The 18,969-nt window shown below is 67.3% G+C and carries 11 protein-coding genes and 1 pseudogene; 5 read left to right on the top strand and 7 right to left on the bottom strand.

Features of this window, described 5'->3' with window-relative positions; genetic code table 11:
• Positions 1 to 209 precede the first annotated feature (209 nt).
• From solA to BMX07_RS10700, 4 genes and pseudogenes are all read left to right on the top strand, one after another.
• Positions 210 to 1,358: an N-methyl-L-tryptophan oxidase gene (gene solA / locus BMX07_RS10715; RefSeq protein WP_090617610.1), complete on the top strand. Its 1,149-nt coding sequence runs from the start codon at positions 210 to 212 to the stop codon at positions 1,356 to 1,358.
• 175 nt (positions 1,359 to 1,533) lie between these two features.
• Positions 1,534 to 4,050, top strand: a complete 2,517-nt coding sequence (locus BMX07_RS10710; protein WP_090617608.1) for a GcvT family protein — start codon at positions 1,534 to 1,536, stop codon at positions 4,048 to 4,050.
• 5 nt (positions 4,051 to 4,055) lie between these two features.
• Positions 4,056 to 5,291: a threonine ammonia-lyase gene (gene ilvA, locus BMX07_RS10705; RefSeq protein ID WP_090617606.1), complete on the top strand. Its 1,236-nt coding sequence runs from the start codon at positions 4,056 to 4,058 to the stop codon at positions 5,289 to 5,291.
• Between the two features lie 226 nt (positions 5,292 to 5,517).
• Positions 5,518 to 7,142 (top strand): annotated as a pseudogene (locus BMX07_RS10700) (BCCT family transporter).
• A 50-nt stretch (positions 7,143 to 7,192) separates the two neighbouring features.
• Here the strand turns inward: BMX07_RS10700 and BMX07_RS10695 are convergent.
• The 3 genes from BMX07_RS10695 to BMX07_RS10685 form a co-directional block, all read right to left on the bottom strand.
• A complete protein-coding gene (locus BMX07_RS10695) occupies positions 7,193 to 10,312 on the bottom strand; it encodes a bacterio-opsin activator domain-containing protein (protein ID WP_175480122.1) in 3,120 nt (1,039 codons plus the stop codon).
• Positions 10,313 to 10,462: 150 nt separating this feature from the next.
• On the bottom strand, positions 10,463 to 10,690 hold the full coding sequence (gene samp2, locus BMX07_RS10690) for a ubiquitin-like small modifier protein SAMP2 (RefSeq protein WP_090617603.1): 228 nt from the start codon (positions 10,688 to 10,690) through the stop codon (positions 10,463 to 10,465).
• Between the two features lie 44 nt (positions 10,691 to 10,734).
• The gene (locus BMX07_RS10685) at positions 10,735 to 11,826 is read right to left on the bottom strand and encodes a bactofilin family protein (protein ID WP_090617600.1); all 1,092 of its coding nucleotides are present in this window, start codon (positions 11,824 to 11,826) and stop codon (positions 10,735 to 10,737) included.
• Between the two features lie 200 nt (positions 11,827 to 12,026).
• Here BMX07_RS10685 and BMX07_RS10680 point away from each other — a divergent pair, with 200 nt between their 5' ends.
• A complete protein-coding gene (locus BMX07_RS10680) occupies positions 12,027 to 15,119 on the top strand; it encodes a replication factor C small subunit (protein WP_090617598.1) in 3,093 nt (1,030 codons plus the stop codon).
• Between the two features lie 25 nt (positions 15,120 to 15,144).
• Here the strand turns inward: BMX07_RS10680 and BMX07_RS10675 are convergent, their stop codons facing one another.
• The 4 genes from BMX07_RS10675 to BMX07_RS24405 all read right to left on the bottom strand — a co-directional run bounded on the left by BMX07_RS10675 (position 15,145) and on the right by BMX07_RS24405 (position 18,877).
• On the bottom strand, positions 15,145 to 17,256 hold the full coding sequence (locus BMX07_RS10675; protein ID WP_245742097.1) for a GAF domain-containing protein: 2,112 nt from the start codon (positions 17,254 to 17,256) through the stop codon (positions 15,145 to 15,147).
• 132 nt (positions 17,257 to 17,388) lie between these two features.
• Positions 17,389 to 18,081: a hypothetical protein gene (locus BMX07_RS10670; RefSeq protein WP_090617596.1), complete on the bottom strand. Its 693-nt coding sequence runs from the start codon at positions 18,079 to 18,081 to the stop codon at positions 17,389 to 17,391.
• The gene (locus tag BMX07_RS10665; protein WP_090617594.1) at positions 18,078 to 18,734 is read right to left on the bottom strand and encodes a hypothetical protein; all 657 of its coding nucleotides are present in this window, start codon (positions 18,732 to 18,734) and stop codon (positions 18,078 to 18,080) included. The genes BMX07_RS10670 and BMX07_RS10665 overlap by 4 nt, the downstream gene beginning before the upstream one ends.
• Positions 18,735 to 18,736: 2 nt before the next feature.
• Positions 18,737 to 18,877, bottom strand: a complete 141-nt coding sequence (locus BMX07_RS24405; RefSeq protein WP_175480121.1) for a hypothetical protein — start codon at positions 18,875 to 18,877, stop codon at positions 18,737 to 18,739.
• Positions 18,878 to 18,969: the final 92 nt, after the last annotated feature.

Here is an 18,969-nt window from a genome sequence, read left to right as displayed (position 1 = left end):
AAGGGTTGATCGCAGGTAGTTCGTACGTATAAGTGGTGACGGGCGACCGCGGCTGGCGACGCTCCGCCGACGGCTCGAGTCAACGGCCGCGTCGAACGCGCGGTGGTGGACGACGGCCGATACCGAGCGCGCGACCGGCGACGATTCAAAAGGGTCTGCCGTGAGACGGACCAACAATCAAGGGATCTCTCGCCCAACCGGTCGACAGTATGAACACGAACGGAGCGCGGTACGACGTCGTCGTGATCGGCGTCGGCGGCATGGGAAGCGCGACGACGTTCCACCTCGCCGACCGCGGACTCGACGTGTTGGGACTCGAGCGCTACGACGTCCCGCACACGATGGGATCGTCACACGGCATCACGCGGATCATCCGGCGGGCCTACTACGAACACCCGTCTTACATTCCGCTCATCGAGCGAGCGTACGAGCTCTGGGACGACCTCGCGGCGGCGTCCGGTCGCGAGGTGATCCACCGGACCGGATCGATCGACGCCGGTCCCGAAGACAACGTCGTCTTCGAGGGGTCGCTGCGTTCCTGCCAGGAGTACGACATTCCCCACGAGGTGCTCACGAGCGAGCAGGTGGCAGAGCGGTTCCCCGGCTATCGGCTTCCGGAGGGATACAGAGCGCTCTACCAGCCCGACGGCGGGTTCGTCGTCCCCGAACAGTCGATCATCGGCCACGTCGAGACGGCGCAGGCGGCGGGTGCCGAGGTCCGCGCCCGCGAACGGGTCCTCGAGTGGGAGCCGACGCCGGACGGCGGCGTCCGGGTCGAGACCGACCGCGGGACCTACGAGGCCGAGCGCATGGTGCTCGCCGCGGGCGCCTGGAACGCCACGTTCGCCGACGCGCTCGAGGGGCTCGCGGTCCCGGAACGGCAGGTGCTCGGCTGGTTCCAGCCCGACCGCCCGTCGATCTTCGAGCCGGAGAACTTCCCGGTCTGGAACCTGATGGTCCCCGAGGGCCGGTTCTACGGGCTGCCGATCTACGACGTGCCGGGGTTCAAGATCGGCAAGTACCACCACCGCGACGAGCAGGTCGATCCGGACGACTACGACACCGAACCCGGACTCGAGGACGAGCGCCTGCTCCGCGAGGTCACGGCGAACTACTTCCCCGAGGCGGCGGGGCCGACGATGCGGCTCGCGACCTGCATGTTCACGAACTCCCCGGACGAGCACTTCATCCTCGACACGCTCCCCGACCATCCGCAGGTGGTCGTCGGCGCGGGCTTCTCGGGTCACGGCTTCAAGTTCGCCAGCGTCATCGGCGAGATCCTCGCCGACCTCGCGGTCGACGGCGAGACGGACCACCCGATCGACATGTTTCGACTGGACCGGTTCGACGAGGCGTAGCGCTTCCGCGGTCCGTTTTCCGATCCGCCGCCGACCCCGCTGGAGTCGGACTACAGTCGGCCGGTCTCGACGACCGATTTCGGCGGCTCTCGCCTGCGCCGGCCCCCGGTTGTTATACGCCACAGATTATCCACCCGGATAGCTATGCTCGGCCGTCTGGCAGTAATTATGACACATGAGTACAGGGACCACGATTCCCGACAGCGCGGGAACCGTCGTCGTCGGTGCCGGCTGCGTCGGCTGTAGCGCCGCCTACCACCTCGCTCGCCTCGGTCGCGAGGACGTCGTCGTCGTCGACCAGGGACCGCTGTTCGAGACCGGCGGCTCCACCTCGCACGCCCCCGGGCTGGTGTTCCAGACGGGCGGCTCCAGGCTGATGACGCGGATGGCGTCGTACACGCGCGAGCTGTACGCGGACCTCGAGAGCTTCCGGACCTGCGGCGGGATCGAGGTCGCGTCCACCGACGACCGCTGGGACTTCCTGAAGCGAAAGCGCGAGCGGGGGCAGTCCCACGGGATCGAGGGCGGGGAACTCCTCTCGCCCGCCGAGGTCGCCGACCGGGTTCCCCAGGTCGACCCCGAGGTCGTCCGAGGCGGCTACTACGTCCCGACGGACGGGACGGCCCACGCGGTCGACGCCGCGGCGACGATGGCCGAGCGGGCTCGAGCGGCCGGCACCGAGTTCTACGGCGAGACGACGGTGACCGATCTCGAGGTCGAGGACGGCGAGATCCGGGCGGTCGTCACCGATCGCGGGCGTATCGCGGCCGACGAGGTGCTCCTCGCGACGAACATCTGGGGGCCGCTGTTCGGCGACATGGTCGACGTCGATATTCCGCTGGTACCCTGTGCCCACCAGTACCTCGTCTCGGACGACCTCGACGAGCTCGCGGGCGCGAGCCGCGAGATCGAACAGCCCCTGCTCCGCCACCAGGACCGGTCGCTGTACTTCCGCCAGCACGGCGAGCGCTACGGCGTCGGCTCCTACAACCACGAGCCGCTGCTGGTCGACCCCGCGGACATCTACGGCCCCGAGAAACTCGAGGATCTGGGCCTCGAGTACCCCTCGCTGCGGGAGTTCACCGCGGAACACTTCTCCGAGAACACCCACCCCGATCACGAGCAGGCGGCCCACGACGCGGCGTGCGAACTCGTCCCGTCGCTGCGGGACGCCGAGTTCGAGTCCGGGATCAACGGGATGTTCTGTTTCACCCCCGACGGGATGCCCATCCTCGGCCCGACGGCGGACGTCGACGGGCTCTGGTGGGCGCTCGCGATCTGGGTCACCCAGTCGGGCGGTGCGGGGAGCATCGTCGCCCACTGGATGGAAGACGGCGTTCCCCGACTCGACGGCGAACGCGTCGACGCCACGAGGGCGCACGTCTCGCGGTTCCAGCCCCACGCCGGTTCGCGGGAGTACACCTGGGGTCGCGGCGCACAGCAGTACCGGGAGATCTACCAGCTGATTCATCCCCGCGAACAGCCCCAGGGGCAGCGCGGCCTCCGGCGGAGTCCGTTCTACGGGCGACAGGACGAACTCGGCGCGGAGTTCTACGACTCGGGCGGCTGGGAGATGCCCCAGTGGTACGAGACGAACGAATCCCTGCTCGAGGAGTACGACGTCCCCGACAGGCCCGACTGGCTCGATCGCGGCTGGTCGAAGGCCCAGGGCGTCGAGCACCAGGCCGTCCGCGCCCGCGTCGGGATGGTCGACATGACCACTTACACCGGGATCGAGGTGACCGGCGACGGCGCGACCGACCTCCTCCAGCGGCTCCTGACGAACGATATCGACGTCTCGCCCGGCCGGATTCGCTACGCGGCGATGTGCAACGAGGACGGCGGAATCCTCGCCGACGTGACGGTCGCCAGGTTCGCGGCCGACCGGTACACGGTGTTCACCGGCGGCGGTCCCTCCGCGACGCTGCACTCGCGGTGGGTCCGCGAGCACGCGCCCGACGACGGCTCCGTGTCGGTGACGACCCGCGACTCGAGTCTGTGCGGTATCGGCGTCTTCGGGCCGGACGCGCGGAACGTGCTCGCGCCGCTGGTCGAAGCGGCGCTGTCTAACGACGCGTTCCCGTTCTACACCGCGCGGGAGACGTTCCTCGAGAGCTTGCCCGTCACCATGCTCCGGCTCTCCTACGCCGGCGAACTCGGCTGGGAGCTCTACGCGCCGACGGAGTACGGCGCGCGACTCTGGGAGCGAATCGAGGACGCCGGCGAGGAGTACGGCATCGTCCCGATGGGCTGGGCGGCGCTCGGGTCGACGAGCCTGGAGAAGGGGTTCCGGCTGTGGGGCAGCGACGTCACGCCCGAGTACGACCCCTACGAAGCGGGGATCGGGTTCGCGGTCGACCTCGAGACCGACTTCGTCGGCAAGGAGGCGCTGCTCGAGGCCCGCGACGAGGGGATCGATCGAACGATCGCGCCGATCACGCTCGACGAGCCTGGCGCGGTCGTCGACGCGGGACACCCGGTGCTCGATCCGGACGGCGGCGAGGTGCTCGGCTACGTCTCCCGCGCGGACTACGGGTACACGATCGACGCCGGGATCGCGTACGCCTACCTGCCGGCGGCCGACGCCGAACCGGGTCGCGACGTCGAGATCAGCTACGAGAACGAACGCCACGCCGCGACGGTCCGGGACGAGCCGCTGTTCGACCCCGACCGCGAGAAGATGCTTCGCTGACAGCCATGGGCGAGGAACACAGCGCCGTCGCGTTCGCCGACATCGAAGCAGCCCGCGACCGACTCGACGACGAGTCGGTCGTCAAGCGGACCCCGGTCGAACGGAGCACGTCCCTCGACGAACTGACCGGCGGCGAGGTCCACCTCAAGATGGAGCACCTCCAGTGGACGGGGTCGTTCAAGACCCGCGGCGCGTACAACAAGATCGCACAGTGCGTCGCCGAGGGGGAGACGGACCGGGTCGTCGCGGCCAGCGCCGGCAATCACGCACAGGGCGTCGCGCTCGCGGCGACGAAACTCGGTATCGACTCGACGATCGTCATGCCCACCGGCGCGCCCCAGGCGAAAGTCGATGCGACCCGCGGCTACGGCGCCGACGTCGAGCTCGTCGGCAGCGACTTCCGGGAGGCGATGGCTCACGCTCGCGGCCTCGTCGACGACGAACGGACGGCGTTCGTCCACGCCTACGACGATCCCGCGATCGTCGCCGGGCAGGGGACGCTCGGTCTGGAGATGTACGACGACCTCCCGACGGTGGACACGGTCGTCGTCCCGATCGGGGGTGGGGGCCTCATCTCGGGAATCGCGACGGCCTTCGCCGAGCGCTCGCCGTCGACGCGCATCGTCGGCGTGCAGGCGAAGGGTGCGTCGACCGTTTCCGAGAGCCTCCGGAAGGGAACGCCCGTCGCGCTCGACTCCGTGGAGACGATCGCGGACGGGATCGCCACCGGCGGGCTCTCGGAGCTGACGCTCTCGCTGATCGAGGAGCGCGTCGACGAGGTGGTCACCGTCACCGACGGCGAGATCGCCCGGGCGGTACTGCTCCTGCTCGAGCGCGCCAAACAGGTCGTCGAGGGGGCCGGTGCGGCGTCGGTCGCCGCGATCATCAGCGACGAACTCGACGTGCGAGACGAGACGGTGATGCCGCTGCTCGGCGGCGGGAACCTCGATATGACGATGTTACAGACCGTTCTCGTCCACGCGCTGACCGACCGCGAGCAACTGCTGCGATTGCGGGTCCGGATCGCCGACCGACCCGGCAAGATGGAGGAGGTATCGGGGCTCATCGCCGACCGCGGTGCGAACATCCAGACCGTCCGCCACGACCGCTCTGCCCCCGAACTCGACGTGGGCGAGGCGTACCTCGTCTTCCAGATCGAGACGAGCGGTTCGGGACAGTCACGGACGATCGTTCGCTCGATTCGCGATCACGGCTACGAGGTCCGACACGTCAACGCCTGACCGCACCGGTTCGGTCGAAGCCGTAAAAGCAACGCCGGTTATTAAGATAAATCTTGATTGAGGATCTTGGTATCTATCCACACGGTGTGTGACAACGTGCCATACAATGTCACTGGAGGTGTGCCGGTGCCGAACGAGGGTGCGCTCGTCGATCCGTCCGTGAGCGCACCCGAATCGAACCGAGCGAGCGATCGAGTTTCCGGACGCCGGTGGCGTGTGATCCGCGATGAGTGACCCCGAACGGAGCGGGGACGGCGCGGTTCGAACCTTCCTCGACGAACTCGATCCGACCGTCTTCGGGATCGGTTTCGTCGTCGCCGTGGTGATCGTCGCGGCGTTTCTCTTCCGTGAGAACCGAACGCTCGATCTGATGGAGGGTACCAACGAGTTCCTCTGGACGAACCTCGGCTGGGCGTACCTCGTCTCGATGTTCGTTCTCGTGGGATTCGTGTTGTACCTCGTCTTCGGCCCGTGGGGCAACATCAAGCTCGGCGAGGAGGACGAGGACCCCGAGTTCAGTTTCCTCGCGTACTTCGCGATGTTGTACTCCGCGGGGATCGCCGCCGGCATCGTCTTCTGGGGCCAGCGGAGGCGATTTACCACTACTCGACGCCCTCGCCGTTTTCGGGCGTCGAAGCGGAGTCGACGGCCGCCGCCGTCAGCGCGCTCCAGTACACGTTCTTCCACTGGGGGGTCTCGGCGTGGTCGGCGTACGTGATCGTGGCGATTCCGATCGCCTACTTCGCCTACCGCAGGGACGCGCCGATGCGCATCTCGACGATCATCGCGCCCATCATCGGCTTCGACAACCTCGACAGCCCATGGGCGAAGCTCGTGGACATCCTCGCCGTCTTCGCCACCATCGGCGGCATCGCGACGACGCTCGGGCTGGTCGGCAATCAGTTCCTCGTCGGCCTCGAGTACGCCGGCGGCGTCACGTTCGGCGACGCCGGGACCGTGCTCGTGATCACGGGGTTGACCGTGGCCTTTACCCTCTCGGTCGCGCTCGGCGTCGAGCGCGGCATCCGCCGGATCTCGTACTTCAATATGGCGCTGTTCGGCCTCCTGACGGCCGCGGCCTTCGTGCTCGGACCGACGATATACGTCATGACCGTGGGCACCCAGGCGCTGGGGGCCTACGTCAACGAGTTCGTTTCGATGAGTCTCTACATGGGTGCCGGCGAAAGCGGCGGACTGGGTGCGGACGACGAGTTCGTCGGCGCCTGGACCATCTTCTACTGGGCGTGGTGGTTCTCCTGGGCACCGTTCGTGGGCCTGTTCATCGCCCGCATCTCCCGGGGACGGACCGTCCGGCAGGTCGCCGCGACCGGCGTCGTCGCGTCCACGGCCATCACGATCCCCTGGTTCGCGACGATGGGCGGGACCTCCATCTACCTGGAATCGACCGGGCGAGCCGACATCCTCGGCACGCTCGAGGCGTGGGGCTTCGAGGAGGCCGTCGCCGGCTACCCGCTGTTCGAGGCGCTGCCGGCCGGCCAGTTGCTCACCGCCCTCTTCCTGGTGTTGGTGACGACGTTTTTCGTGACGTCGGCCGACTCCTCGACGCTCGCGCTGGGGATGCTCACCACCGGCGGCAAACGGAAGCCCTCGACGATCAACCGCGTCATCTGGGGCGGCCTCATGGGCGCGCTGGCCTCGCTGCTGATGGTCGCCGGCGGCACCGCAGCGCTGCAACAGGCCGCGATCATCGCCGGCGGTCCCTTCGCGATCATCACGCTGATCGCCGTCGGCGTCATGATCTGGGTCTTCGGCAGCCGTCGCGCGGTCTTCCTCCGCGAGGAGGACCGGTCCGCCGCGCCGACCGGGTCGGCCACCTCCGACGACGACTGAGAGAGGGAGAGAGGGACGGCCATCGCCCTCCGCGAGGAGGACCGCGGCGGTTATCCGGCGACTGCACGCTCGTCGCTCGCGAACAGCTGCTCGAGGAGTCGCCGCTGTCCAAGCCGGAGGTGGCGGTTGATCGTCGGTTGGGAGACGCCCAGCATCTCGGCGATTTCTTCGCCCGTGCTCTCGCGCGGCCAGTCGAAGAAGCCCGCGTAGTAGGCGGTCTTGAGAACCTCCAACTGCCTCTCGGTCAGCTCGGCGAACAGCGACGTTACCAGTTCCTCCCTGGTATGCATCGTCCGCTGGACGTCGCGCCGGGCGACGAGTTCGACGCTCGAGCACTGTTCGGCGAGCATTCCGACGAACTCCCGGACGTTGCTCGCCGGGGGGAGGTCGACGACCGCCTCGAGTTCCGTCCCGGTGGCACGTATCGACCGCGGACGCGCACCGTGTCGGACGAGTCTCGAGGCGACGTCGCTGCCCGTAACCGTCGCTTCGAAGAGGCATCCGTCGGCCGATTCGTTCACGAGATTGTGGCTCCTGACGGAGACGAGCGCGTCGAGTGCCTCGTCGACCGCGTCGGGATCACCGTCCACCACCGAAAAGAAGAGGCGCGTTTCGTCGATCGAATGGGTCGCGATCCCCTCGTACTCGACCTGGCAGTCGACGTTCCGGGCGACCCGCCCGAGGAACGTCTCCGCCCCCTCGAAGCGGAGCGTGAGTTCGAGGAGCGTGTCGGCCTGGAGCGCCTGTCGCGTCTTCACGGCGGTGATCGAGTTCGCGATACTCTCGCCGAGCTCTTCGAACACCGTTCGCTCGAGGTCGTCGAAGATGTCCGGCCTGTTGCCGTAGACGGAGAGAACGCCGTAGGAGTACTCGTCGAACCAGATCGGGACGGAGAGACAGGAGGAGAATCCGTAGGCGAGCGCGCTCCGTCGCCACGTCTCGGCTTTCAGATCGTCGAGAACGTTCGAAACGACCGTCGACTGCTCGGTTCGAGCCACGAGCGCGGACGGCTCCGGTGTCGCTCCGCTCGTCTCGAGGTCGACGACGTTCAGGTATTCCTGATTGGTTCCGGCCCAGGTATGGGGCTGGAGCGCGGTCTCGCTGGCGTCGAGGCTCCCGATCCACGCGAACGCGATATCGTCGTTAGCGACCAACCGTTCGCAGACGGTGCGTTCGATCTCCTCGCGAGTGGTGGCACCGATGAGCGACTGGTTGATCGATCGAATGATCTCGTTGATCTGGATCTGGCGTTTCAGACGACGGTTTCGCTCCTCGAGTTCGGCGTCTCGCACCTGCAGGCTCGCTTCGCTCTCGAGTCGGTCGAACGCCGCTTCGGTCGTCGCGGCGAGCGTTTCGACGAGCCGCCGGGTTTCGTCGTCGATCGCGGACGGTGCGAGGACGACGAAGACGCCGTACCCGCTGATCGGAACGAACACCCCACCGTCGACGGGGCCGTCGAACGGGACTCGGCGCTCGATCGGGTCGTCGTCGACCGTCTGCGTTCCCGTGACGAACGCGTTCCAGATCGCGGAGTCGACGTCACCGACGGGGACGGACGGCGAGTCGCCGGCGTGATCGTCGAACCCGGCGGTGGAGGCGAGGGGCTCGAGTCGGGTCGCCCCGCTGTTGAGGCAGTAGACGCCGACGCCGGTGACGTCGAGTACGTTCTCTGTCGTCTGGACCATCAGTTCGGCGACGTCGGTCACCGTCTCCGTGTTGAGGAGTTCGCGAGTGGCGTCGTGAATCGACCGAAGCGCGAGTTCGTCCTCCTTACGGTCGGTGATGTCCTGCAGCGCCCCTCTGAGCGCGACGGTTTCGCCGTTCGATTCGATCGGATCACCGGTCGTGTGGACCCATCGGACGTTGCCGTCGGCCGTGATCAGCCGCACTTCGAGGTCGTACGGGTCGCCCGTTTCGATGGCCCGCTCGACGGCCGCACGGATGCGCGGCCGATCGTCGGGGTGGTAGAACTCGATCCCCTCCGCCATGTCGAAGCAGTCTCCGGCGGAGAGCTCGTGGATCCGATAGGCCTCGTCCGTGAGCATTCCGCTGTAGGGCGGCCCGGTTTGCAAGTCGAGCTCCCAGCCCCCTACTTTCGCGATCCGCTGTGTCTGGCGGAGCAGATCGCGCGTGCGTTCGATGTCCCGTTCGTGCTCTTTCCGGTCGGTAACGTCCAGCGAGGCACAAGATAGCCCCGTAACCGCGCCGGATTCGTCGCGCAGCGGCTCGACCGTCAGGTCGTACGTGACTTCCCCGCTGGGAAGGTCGTACGTCACCTCCTCGCGGCTGCCCTCGCCGGTCTCGAGGACCGTCCGCTTCGGCCCCATCAGCTTCTCCGCCTCTCCCGGCGGTAACAGGTCGTCGTCGCGTTTGCCGAGCACGTCCTCGCGCCGGAAATCCGGATGCGGACTGGAGACCCACGTGTAGCGGAGGTCGGTGTCCATCCTGAACGCGATCATGGGCGAGTTCTCCAGTGCGACGCGAAAGTGCGCCTTCTCGGTTCGGAGGTCCGCCTCGAGGCGCTTGCGATCGCTCACGTCCCGACCGATACCCGCCAGTACCGGATTTCCGTCCGGGTCCTCGAGTGCGACCCCGGTGAACTCGTGGGCGACGAACTCGCCGTCGGCCGTTCGGACGTTGGCTTCCACTCGAGTGCTCCCCGTCTCGTGGGCCGTGTCGACCGCCGCCCGGATCGATTCCTCGTCGTCTCCCTCGTAGAAATCGAGCACGTGCATCGACCCGACCTCTTCGTCCGAGTAGCGCGTCAGCTCCGGGAGTCGCTCGTTCCAGCACTGGATCTCTCCGTCCGCATCGAGGACGTAAAACACGTCTTGGATGGCGTCGAGCACGTCGTTCGTAAACCCCATGGACCGCTCGAGCCGCCGTTCGCGTTCGCGGGCGGTCGCGATCATGCTCTCGATGGCGTCTGCCAGGGGCTCGAGTTCGTCGGGACAGTCGGTCGAGAAGTCTCCGTCGTCCGTACCGGCTTCGAACCGCTCGATTCTCTCCGTCAAGCGCGCGATCGCGTTCCCCACGTCGCTGGGGATGACGAGACCGAGGAGTCCGACCGCCGGGAGCGCGTCGAACAGCGGGAGGTCGACGGTTCGAACCGGCACCGCGAGACTCCCGACGATGCCGACGGTGGCAAGGACGACGAGTGCGACGGCCACCGCCCCCGCACGGGGAGGGGATACAGCGGCCAGTAGTCGTCGATGTGTCGGTTCCATACTACCCCTAGTCGCTGGGGGGCAAGTACTGAGCGGGTCACCCCTCGGCTGTCGTCCGCGCCGGGCATCCGAGTCGCCGGCGGATCGACCGAATCAGCCGCCCTTGATCAGGCGCAACACCGTCACGTGGTCGCTCTCGACGGGCTGGTCCTCGGGCACCGGGCGGCCGTCGACGAGGACGCTCACCTCGTGAGGGCTCAACTCGACCTCGCGGAGCAGGTCCGCGTAGGTCGGCGTCGCGTCGGCGTCCGCGGCTCCCGCCACCGCCTCGAGCTCGAGTTCGTAGCTGTCCTCGCCCTTGACGTCGACGGTGACGTGCATACGCCCACGTATAGCGGCGGCCGCCTTGAGCGCGTCGCTCGCGGTCAGTCCGCGGTCGGTTCGTCGGGACCGACGCGGCGCTCTCGATCTCGGTTGCGGGCGGCGCGCCAGTGGCCGAACAGCCCGCGGACGAGCGCCCCCAGTCCCAGCAGGAGGACGAGCAGATCGATCGCCTCGCCGACGATCGGAACGGGAAGCAGGGAGAGGGCGGCACCGGCGACCAGCCCGACGACGAGCGCGAGCCAGCGGTTGCCGAGGCCGACCAGCGAGAGGAGCCAGGCGGCGACGGCGAAGCGGCCGTAGATAATGCCGACCCAGAGCAACAGGGCGAACACGAAGCCGCCGATCAGCGACAGCGGGATGCCGACGACGGTGATCGCGAGCGCGACCAGGAGGACGGGAATCCCGACGAAGACGCCCAGTCCGACGAGCCCGGAGCGGAGCGGACCCGACGCGACGCGGTCGGCGACGCCGTCGGAGAACCGCGGGAACAGCGCGAGCAACGCGGCACCGAGCAGCAGGTTGACCGCCAGCGCGTAGACCGCGAACAGCCACGACGCGACGGGTTGTATCGTCGGCGCGACGTCGACACCGAGCGAGGCGTCCTCCTGGACGTCGCCGGCGACTGCGTCGGTGTTCCCCTCGAGGTTCCCGTCGTACCGCAGATCGCCCGCGATAGACGCGGTCTCTCCCAGTCGGATCGTTTCGGCACCGATTTCGGCGTTGCCCTCGAGCGTGCCGTCGATCGTCACGGTCCCGGCACCGGCCGTGACGGTGCCCCCGACGGTGCCGGCCTCGGTGACGGTGAAGCTGCCCGCTCCGACGTCGACGTCGCCGGCGACGGTCCCAGCGATGGTCACGCTCCCGCCGGCGGCCTCGAGATTGCCGCCGACCTCGCCCGTGCGCTCGATCCGGACGTCTCCCCCGACGGCGCTGACGTCGCCGTCGACGGTCCCGCGGACGATGACGCTCCCGCCGAACGCCTCGAGGCTGTCGACCGTCTCACCCTCCTCGACGACGACCGTGCCGCCGGTCTGCGCGTCGGTCTGGGCGGCCCCCGTCGCCGGCACGGTACCGACGGCGACGAGGGCGACCAGCACGACGACGAGCCACGATAGCGAATCGTTCTCGGACATCACGGGTCGTCCTTCATCGAGCAGACAGTAAAACCTGTTACGCAGATGTAAGATCTCGTACCGGTCGCGGACGACGGCACCGGCTCTCCACGGGCGAACCGGCGCGTGCCGTCCGCTCCGTTGCCGGCCGATTCGCCGCGGTGGCCGGACTCGAGAGCGACCTTCGGGCGATTTATCTTGCGCCCGTCCCTTCGACCGGTATGAGCGAGGCCGACGCCGAGGCGGCGGAGCCCACACCCGGGAAGACCGAAGTCTGGATCGAGAAGTATCGCCCGGAACGGCTCGACGACATCAAGGGCCACGAGGACATCGTCCCGCGACTCGAGAACTACGTCGAGCAGGACGACCTCCCGCATCTCATGTTCGCGGGCCCGGCCGGAACGGGGAAGTGTGTCACCGGCGAGACACCGGTGCTGACGAACGAGGGTATCACTCCCATCTCCACTGTCGTCGGTGACGTCGACGGATTCGGAACGCCAGACGACGACCTCGAGATTCTGACGTACGACAACGACGGTTCGTTCGAATACGTCTCTCCATCTCACGTCTTCTCGAAGGAAGCAGCCGATCTCGTCTCGGTTACAACACGTGACGGGAACGAGTTCACGGTCACGCCGGAGCACAAACTTCTCGTGGCCGACGAGACGGGCCTCGAGTGGCGGGAGGCCGAATCGCTATCCGGCGGAGAGCGGATCGTTCGGCCACTGGAAACGCCACTCGCTACTGACGACACATCCGCGTCGCTCGACTGGCTCTCGTCGATGGACGGCGACAGAACGTTTGTTACCGTCTCGGAGTCGTTCGCCGAGCGATACGAAATCCCAGCCGAAGAGAACTACGCCGGGCAGAAGAAGACAGTAATTGGCTGCCTTCGACGAGGCGATTCGGTAGCCGAGATCGTCGCTGAGCACGATATCGCTCGTAAAACGGCGCAGAATTACGCAAGAGATATCTCGATCGATCTCGAGGACCCGTCGACGACCTGTTCGCTTGCGTACCTCCGATCGCTCGATGTCGCGGAACCTGACCTTCGAGCCAACGTCGAATCCGTACAGTACGTCACGCCGTACAACAAGCGATCCAATCCGATCACGCCGCCGTGGGAACTCACGCCGGATCTGGCGCGGTTCGTCGGACTGGCGATCAGCGAAGCGCGCATCGAGAACGGCCGTATCAAATTCTACAACACGGACGATGCACTCCGTGAGTCGTTCGAACACATCGCACAGGAACTGTTCGGCCTCGAAACGACCCGCGGCGTACAGAAAGACGTCCCATACGTCGAACTTCGGACCAAGTCGCTTCACCACTTCCTCGAATCTTGTTTCGACGTCTTCGGTGAGTCGTCGGAATCGTGTATCGGCTCGACACTCGTTCACGCTCCGGTCGACGTTCGGGCGGCGTTCCTGCAGGCTGTCTTCGATTCGGAAGCGTACGTTGCGAAGCAGGGAACGATCGAACTGACACAGAAAGACGAATTGCTGATCACGCTCTGTTCATACCTGCTCGCTTCGTTAGGAATTCCGACGCGGCGCAAGCGCGTCGAGAAGACGGCGACGAACGGCTCAGGATCGAAAACGGAGTACCACCAGTTGTACATTTCCGGGGTTTCGGCGCTCTCGCGCTTCGAAGATGCGGTCGGGTTCACTATCTGCTATAAACGGGAGCGGCTCGCTGACGCGACGACCGGTTCCGGGAATCCGAATTACGACACGATGCCCGCACAGGCGTCCGTCGACGACCTCTGTCGAACGCTCGCACTGAAAAAAGAGCCGCTGGTGAGCGAGACACTGAATTCCGACAATCCCGGTCGTGAGGCCTACCTCGAGGACGTCGACCGCATGCTCGAGGCTGCGTCGGACCGCCTCGAGGCTGCACAGCAGGTCAAGCGAGAAATTGAACAGGTTCGATCCGATCTCCGTTCAGTGAGTGCTATTCCGACTGAATGGATCAGCCAGCGGGATGCGCTGGAACCGATCGAGGCGCGAAAAGACGTCGAAGCGTCAACCGATGTTCGGACGGATCGTCTTCTCGAATACGCTGATAGCCGACGGTCGCCGACTGCGAGCCGCACTGGGGAGTTACTCGTCATGCTCGAGTCGCGTACCGAAACGCCGGAGACCAATTCAGTCCAGGAATCGCTCCGGAATGCGATCGACGCACTTGGCGTCTCGGACAATCGAATCGCGGACGAGACGGATTTACTGGGCAGGGATGTCCGTGCCCTCGTTGAGAATGACGATCACGACCTCGCGTCACTGCCTCGGTTCGAGACCGTTGCCGATCGGGTTCTCGATGTGGCCAACGAGATGTGCTCGATGGCGGTCGTCGAACAGTTGGTCGAACTTGACCGACTCTCGCGTGAAACGCTCTACTTCGACCGTGTGACGGACGTCGAACGAGTACAGGACGAGCAGCGCGTGTACGACCTGACGGTACCCGGAACGCGAAACTACGTCGCAGGGGACGTTCCGACGGTCATGCACAACACGACAGCAGCGCAGGCGATCGCTCGAGAGGTCTACGACGACGACTGGCGGGAGAACTTCCTCGAGCTCAACGCCTCCGACCAGCGCGGGATCGACGTCGTCCGCGATCGGATCAAGGACTTCGCGCGCTCTTCCTTCGGCGGCTACTCCCATCGCATCATCTTCCTCGACGAGGCCGACGCGCTGACCTCCGACGCCCAGTCGGCCCTGCGCCGGACGATGGAGCAGTTCTCGAACAACACGCGCTTTATCCTCTCGTGTAACTACTCGAGCCAGATCATCGATCCCATCCAGTCGCGGTGTGCGGTCTTCCGCTTTACCGAACTCACCGAGACGGCCATCGAGGCACAGGTTCGAGAGATCGCCGCGAACGAGGAGATCGCGGTGACCGACGACGGCGTCGACGCCCTGGTCTACGCGGCCGACGGCGACATGCGGAAGGCGATCAACGCCCTGCAGGCCGCCGCGGTGATGGGCGAGACCGTCGACGAGGAGACCGTCTTCGCGATCACCGCCACCGCCCGCCCCGAGGAGGTCGAGGCGATGGTCGAGCACGCCATCGGCGGCGACTTCACCGCCGCCCGCGCCGCCCTGGAGGACCTCCTGACCGAGCGCGGGCTCGCCGGCGGCGACGTCATCGACCAGCTCCACCGCTCCGCCTGGGAGTTCGACGTTCCGGAGCGGGCGACGGTCCGACTGCTCGAGCGTCTCGGCGAGGTCGACTACCGGATCACTGAGGGCGCAAACGAGCGCCTGCAACTCGAGGCGATGCTGGCGTCGCTGGCGCTCGAGAACGACGCCTGATCGCCGGTCGCGACTGGAACTGTTTTCAGGCCCGATCGCCGTCGTCCACGCCGCGGAACGCGAAGGCGACGCGGTCGTCGTCCGCTGCGACGCCGACGTTCCAGCCGTGTGCGTCGGCGATCCGTTCGACGGTGCCGAGCCCGAAGCCGGTGCCGTCGGCCGCGGCCAGTTGGCCGGGGACCGGGTCCGTCTCGAGACCGCTGTTGACAGCCGCGCCGTCGGGCTCGCGTCGAGCGACGTAGAAGCCGTCGTCGGTCGCCCCGACGGTGACCACCGGGGTCGCATCGTCCGACCCGAACGTCCCGTTCCCGTCCGCCTCGGCCACACCGTTCTCGCCCGGGCCCTCGGTTACGGCTCCGAACAGGTGTTCGAACAGTTCCCGGAGCCGCGCTTTGTCGGCCGCGAGCACGCGATCGTTCGCCGCCCGCGTGACGAGGCGCGCGTCGTCGGTGTCGACGGCGACCCAGGCCCGCCGTGCGACGTCGTGGATGGCGACGGGTTCGGTGTCGACGAGCACGTCGTCCCGTCGGGCGATCGAGATCAGCTGATCGACGTGGTCCCGCAGCCGCTCCTGTGCGTCGTCGATCTCCGCGAAGTGCTCGGGGTCGCCGGTTTCCGCGGCGAGTTCGAGGTATCCCCGGGCGACGTTCAACGGCGTTCGTACGTTCTCGTCGACCAGATCTGCGATCCGCTCGAGCCGATCTTCGACCGCGGCGAGTTCCCGTTCGCGGCGGTTCGCCTCGGTGACGTCGCTGTAGACGATCAGTCCCTCGGGGTTGTAGCCGGCCCCGTCGCCGCTCGTACCCGCTTCGACCGGAACCAGCGTGAGGAGGAACTCGCGGACGCCGTCGACCGTTTCCCGGCGACTGACCAGCTGCCGTCGTTCGCCCGCCCGCAGCGACTCGAGCAGCGTCGCCCGCCGCTGCTCGAGGCCCGGCGGCACGGTCCCCTCGTCGACGGGCTCGCCGACGATCGTCTCGGGGTCGGTGCCGAAGACCTCGGCGAAGGTGTCGTTGACGCTTCGGACGATCGGTCGACCGTCGTCGAGTTCGTATCTGACCGCCGGTTCCGGCACGTTCGCGAACAGGGTCCGGAAGCGTTCGCGTTCGTCCGCGAGCCGATCGCGTTCGGTCGCCAGGCGGTTTCGTTGCGCCCGCAGTCGGTCCCGCTCCCCGCGTAGCTGATCACGTTCCGCGTGGCGGCTCGCCTCGCGGTCCATCCGCTCGAGGACCGCGGCGGCGGACCGGCACCACGCGGCCAGTAGCTCGCAGTCGGTCTCGTCGAACGCGGCCGGTTCCTCGGCGGCGATCTGCAGGATACCGACGTCGCCGACGGGGACACAGCACAGCGATTCGACCCCCTCGAGCGGTGCCGTCAGTCGCTCGTCCGCTGCGAGTTCGTCGAGACGGAGCGGTTCGCCCGTTCGCAGCGTCTCGCCGAGCGTGCCGTCGCGAGACACCGGCTCGAGATCGCCGTCCGAAATCGCCGGTGCGGTCACCCGCGGCTTGAGCTCCCCGAAGTGGACCGTCGAGAACCAGCAGTGCTCGCGTTCGAGGGCGTCGGCCGCAGTCTCGACCAGCAGCTCGAAGAGTCCGTCGCGATCCCGACAGGCGACCAGGTCGGGGAGCGACTCGAGTATCCGACCGGTGGCATCGGCGTTCGACACCGCTCGCTCGCCGGTCATCGCGATCGCGTCGGTCTCGCGGTCGGCATCCGATTCGGGGTCGTCGCCGCCCGTCGTCTCGGGGCGGCTACAGACCCACTCGATCTCGTCCGCGAGATGTGCGACGGCGTCGGCGGTATCGCGGCGGACGTAGCCGTCGACGCCGTCCGTCGAGCGCGCTGCCGTCGGCGCGAACGACGCGTCGGTGAAGAGAACGACCGGCGTCGAGCCGCTGGCGTCGACCACCTCGAGCAGCGTGGAGCCGGCCGCCGTCGTCGGCGTCTCGGCGAAGACGACGCAGTCGGCGTCGGGTGCCCAGTTGCGAACCCGCTCGTCCGCGGTGAGACCGTGTACCGAGCGCGCCGGTCCGGACGCCACCCGTTCGAGCGCCGCAGCGCCGTCGCTGGCGGCCGTCTCGGTGGCGGCCACGTAGAGCACCGTTCGCGGTCGCGGACTCGCTCCGTCGCCGTTCAATTGCCTGTATGGCGTGACCGTCTCCCACGATAAAACGTTGCCGCCCGTATCGACCGCTGAGTCGTCTCCGGCGATCGACGCGTTCGAGAGCAGAGCGTGCCTGCGGACGAGCGGTGGATCGCCGGTCGCGAGCTACGAATCCGCAGCGGCGTGACTGTCGTCGGTGCGCCACGTCGATCGAACGGCGGCCAGCCAGTAGCTCCCCACGACCGTGGCGGTGACGAGCCAGTAGCCGCCCATCGGCGCGTACCACTCGAGCATGTACGACGGCGCGGTGCTGACGAACCGGCCGACGCCGACGGCGGTGACGATCGCGATCGCCGTGACGAACAGGAGCCGATCCTCGTCGACGCCGCTCCGCCAGAACCGAAGCGAGCCGGTTCGTCGCACGTCGGCGGAGACGAGCGCGAGCGCGGCCGCGCTCGGACAGACGGTCAGGGCGATCGCGACGTCGAGATCGAGGACGTACGCGCCGGCGATGATATCACCCAGCGCGACCGGAACGACCGGGACGAGGGCGGACAGCCCCGGCCCGCCGTTCCAGGCCGCGGAGACCAGCGGGACGACCAGGATCGTCGGCGTCACGACCGCGATGAAGACCAGGCTCAGCGTATCCAACCCCGTCGTCAGCGTCTGTAGAACGGCGTCGTCGACTGGCAGCCTCGCTCCGACGTAACTGAGGAGAAACGTTGCGGTCAGTCCCAGCAGATACGTCACGGTGAGCGCCGTTCGCCGGCGATGGAGGCCGACCAGCGGATGCTCGAGGGCGGCCCCGACGGCTGCGCGCGCCCCGAGCGATCGTCGGTCGTCGGTCTCGGGACTCATGGCTCCTCCGCGATGACCGTCGCGAACCCGTCGTGGTCGGGCCCCTTCTCGTTGTCCAGCTCGATCGCGTCGGGTGACACCCGCCAGCCGTCCGCGGCGAAGATCGCCTCGACGGTGTCCCGGCCGCGACGATAGGAGGCGACGCCGTGTTTCGGCCGAGCGGGGGTATCCTCGTGGGCCTGCATCGAGACGACCCCCTCGAACGACCAGCACCGGACGTGTCGCCGACCGTTCGTCCCGTAGTAGGACTGGGCGGCCGTCGCCTGCTGGCGGACGTACTCCTCGTCGGTCCGATCCCAGGCGAACCGGGTGTACTCCTCGGGACTGCGGATCCAGCCCTCGGCGTCGAGAACGGACATGACGCGCTCGAGGCCGCGCTCCCCGTCGGCGTCGGGGAGGAGTACGACGTTGAACGGGGCCGTCGCGCGGAACCCGTCGCCCGTCGGTTCGTAGTGGTACCGACCGATCGGCGATGCGTCTTCGTCGGTGATCGGGGCGTCGAGCCAGTCGGCGATTCCTGCGGGTGGCTCGGCGGCTTCGACGGTGCCGCTCGGCTCCGTCGCGTTCGGCGGCGACGGGAGGAGGGCAACGCCGGCGACCGTTCCGATGCCGGTCAGACCGGCCTTTCGGAGCAGGGTTCGTCGCGTCGACATCGTCACTCGTGGCCCCTGGACTCGATTCCCGTCCCGCGATCACGGCGCTCTCCGGGGTCGGCCCGGATCGATCGCTCGAGTCGATCGAGTCCGCGTCCACGTGCACCCGTCGGATTCGTCGGCGTCTGTCGAAGTCCCACCATTACCGATACGTTTCAGACGACTATACTTATTAATTGCTTATCACTTACGAACATAATGCCCCCGTCACAGACGCCCAATAAACACGGGCGCG

This window comes from Natrinema salaciae (assembly GCF_900110865.1).
GTDB lineage: Archaea > Halobacteriota > Halobacteria > Halobacteriales > Natrialbaceae > Natrinema > Natrinema salaciae.
Note: the sequence above shows the minus strand (reverse complement) of the source record. Positions and strands in the feature narration are given on the sequence as shown.

What these genes read in the sequence shown, in the direction of transcription:
- samp2 (WP_090617603.1), bottom strand. Translation starts at nt 10,690, where the DNA reads ATGCACGTCACCGTCGACGTCAAGGGCGAGGACAGCTACGAACTCGAG.
- BMX07_RS10665 (WP_090617594.1), bottom strand. Translation starts at nt 18,734, where the DNA reads ATGTCGACGCGACGAACCCTGCTCCGAAAGGCCGGTCTGACCGGCATC.
- BMX07_RS24405 (WP_175480121.1), bottom strand. Translation starts at nt 18,877, where the DNA reads ATGGTGGGACTTCGACAGACGCCGACGAATCCGACGGGTGCACGTGGA.
- BMX07_RS10680 (WP_090617598.1), top strand. Translation starts at nt 12,027, where the DNA reads ATGAGCGAGGCCGACGCCGAGGCGGCGGAGCCCACACCCGGGAAGACC.
- solA (WP_090617610.1), top strand. Translation starts at nt 210, where the DNA reads ATGAACACGAACGGAGCGCGGTACGACGTCGTCGTGATCGGCGTCGGC.
- ilvA (WP_090617606.1), top strand. Translation starts at nt 4,056, where the DNA reads ATGGGCGAGGAACACAGCGCCGTCGCGTTCGCCGACATCGAAGCAGCC.
- BMX07_RS10670 (WP_090617596.1), bottom strand. Translation starts at nt 18,081, where the DNA reads ATGAGTCCCGAGACCGACGACCGACGATCGCTCGGGGCGCGCGCAGCC.
- BMX07_RS10710 (WP_090617608.1), top strand. Translation starts at nt 1,534, where the DNA reads ATGAGTACAGGGACCACGATTCCCGACAGCGCGGGAACCGTCGTCGTC.
- BMX07_RS10685 (WP_090617600.1), bottom strand. Translation starts at nt 11,826, where the DNA reads ATGTCCGAGAACGATTCGCTATCGTGGCTCGTCGTCGTGCTGGTCGCC.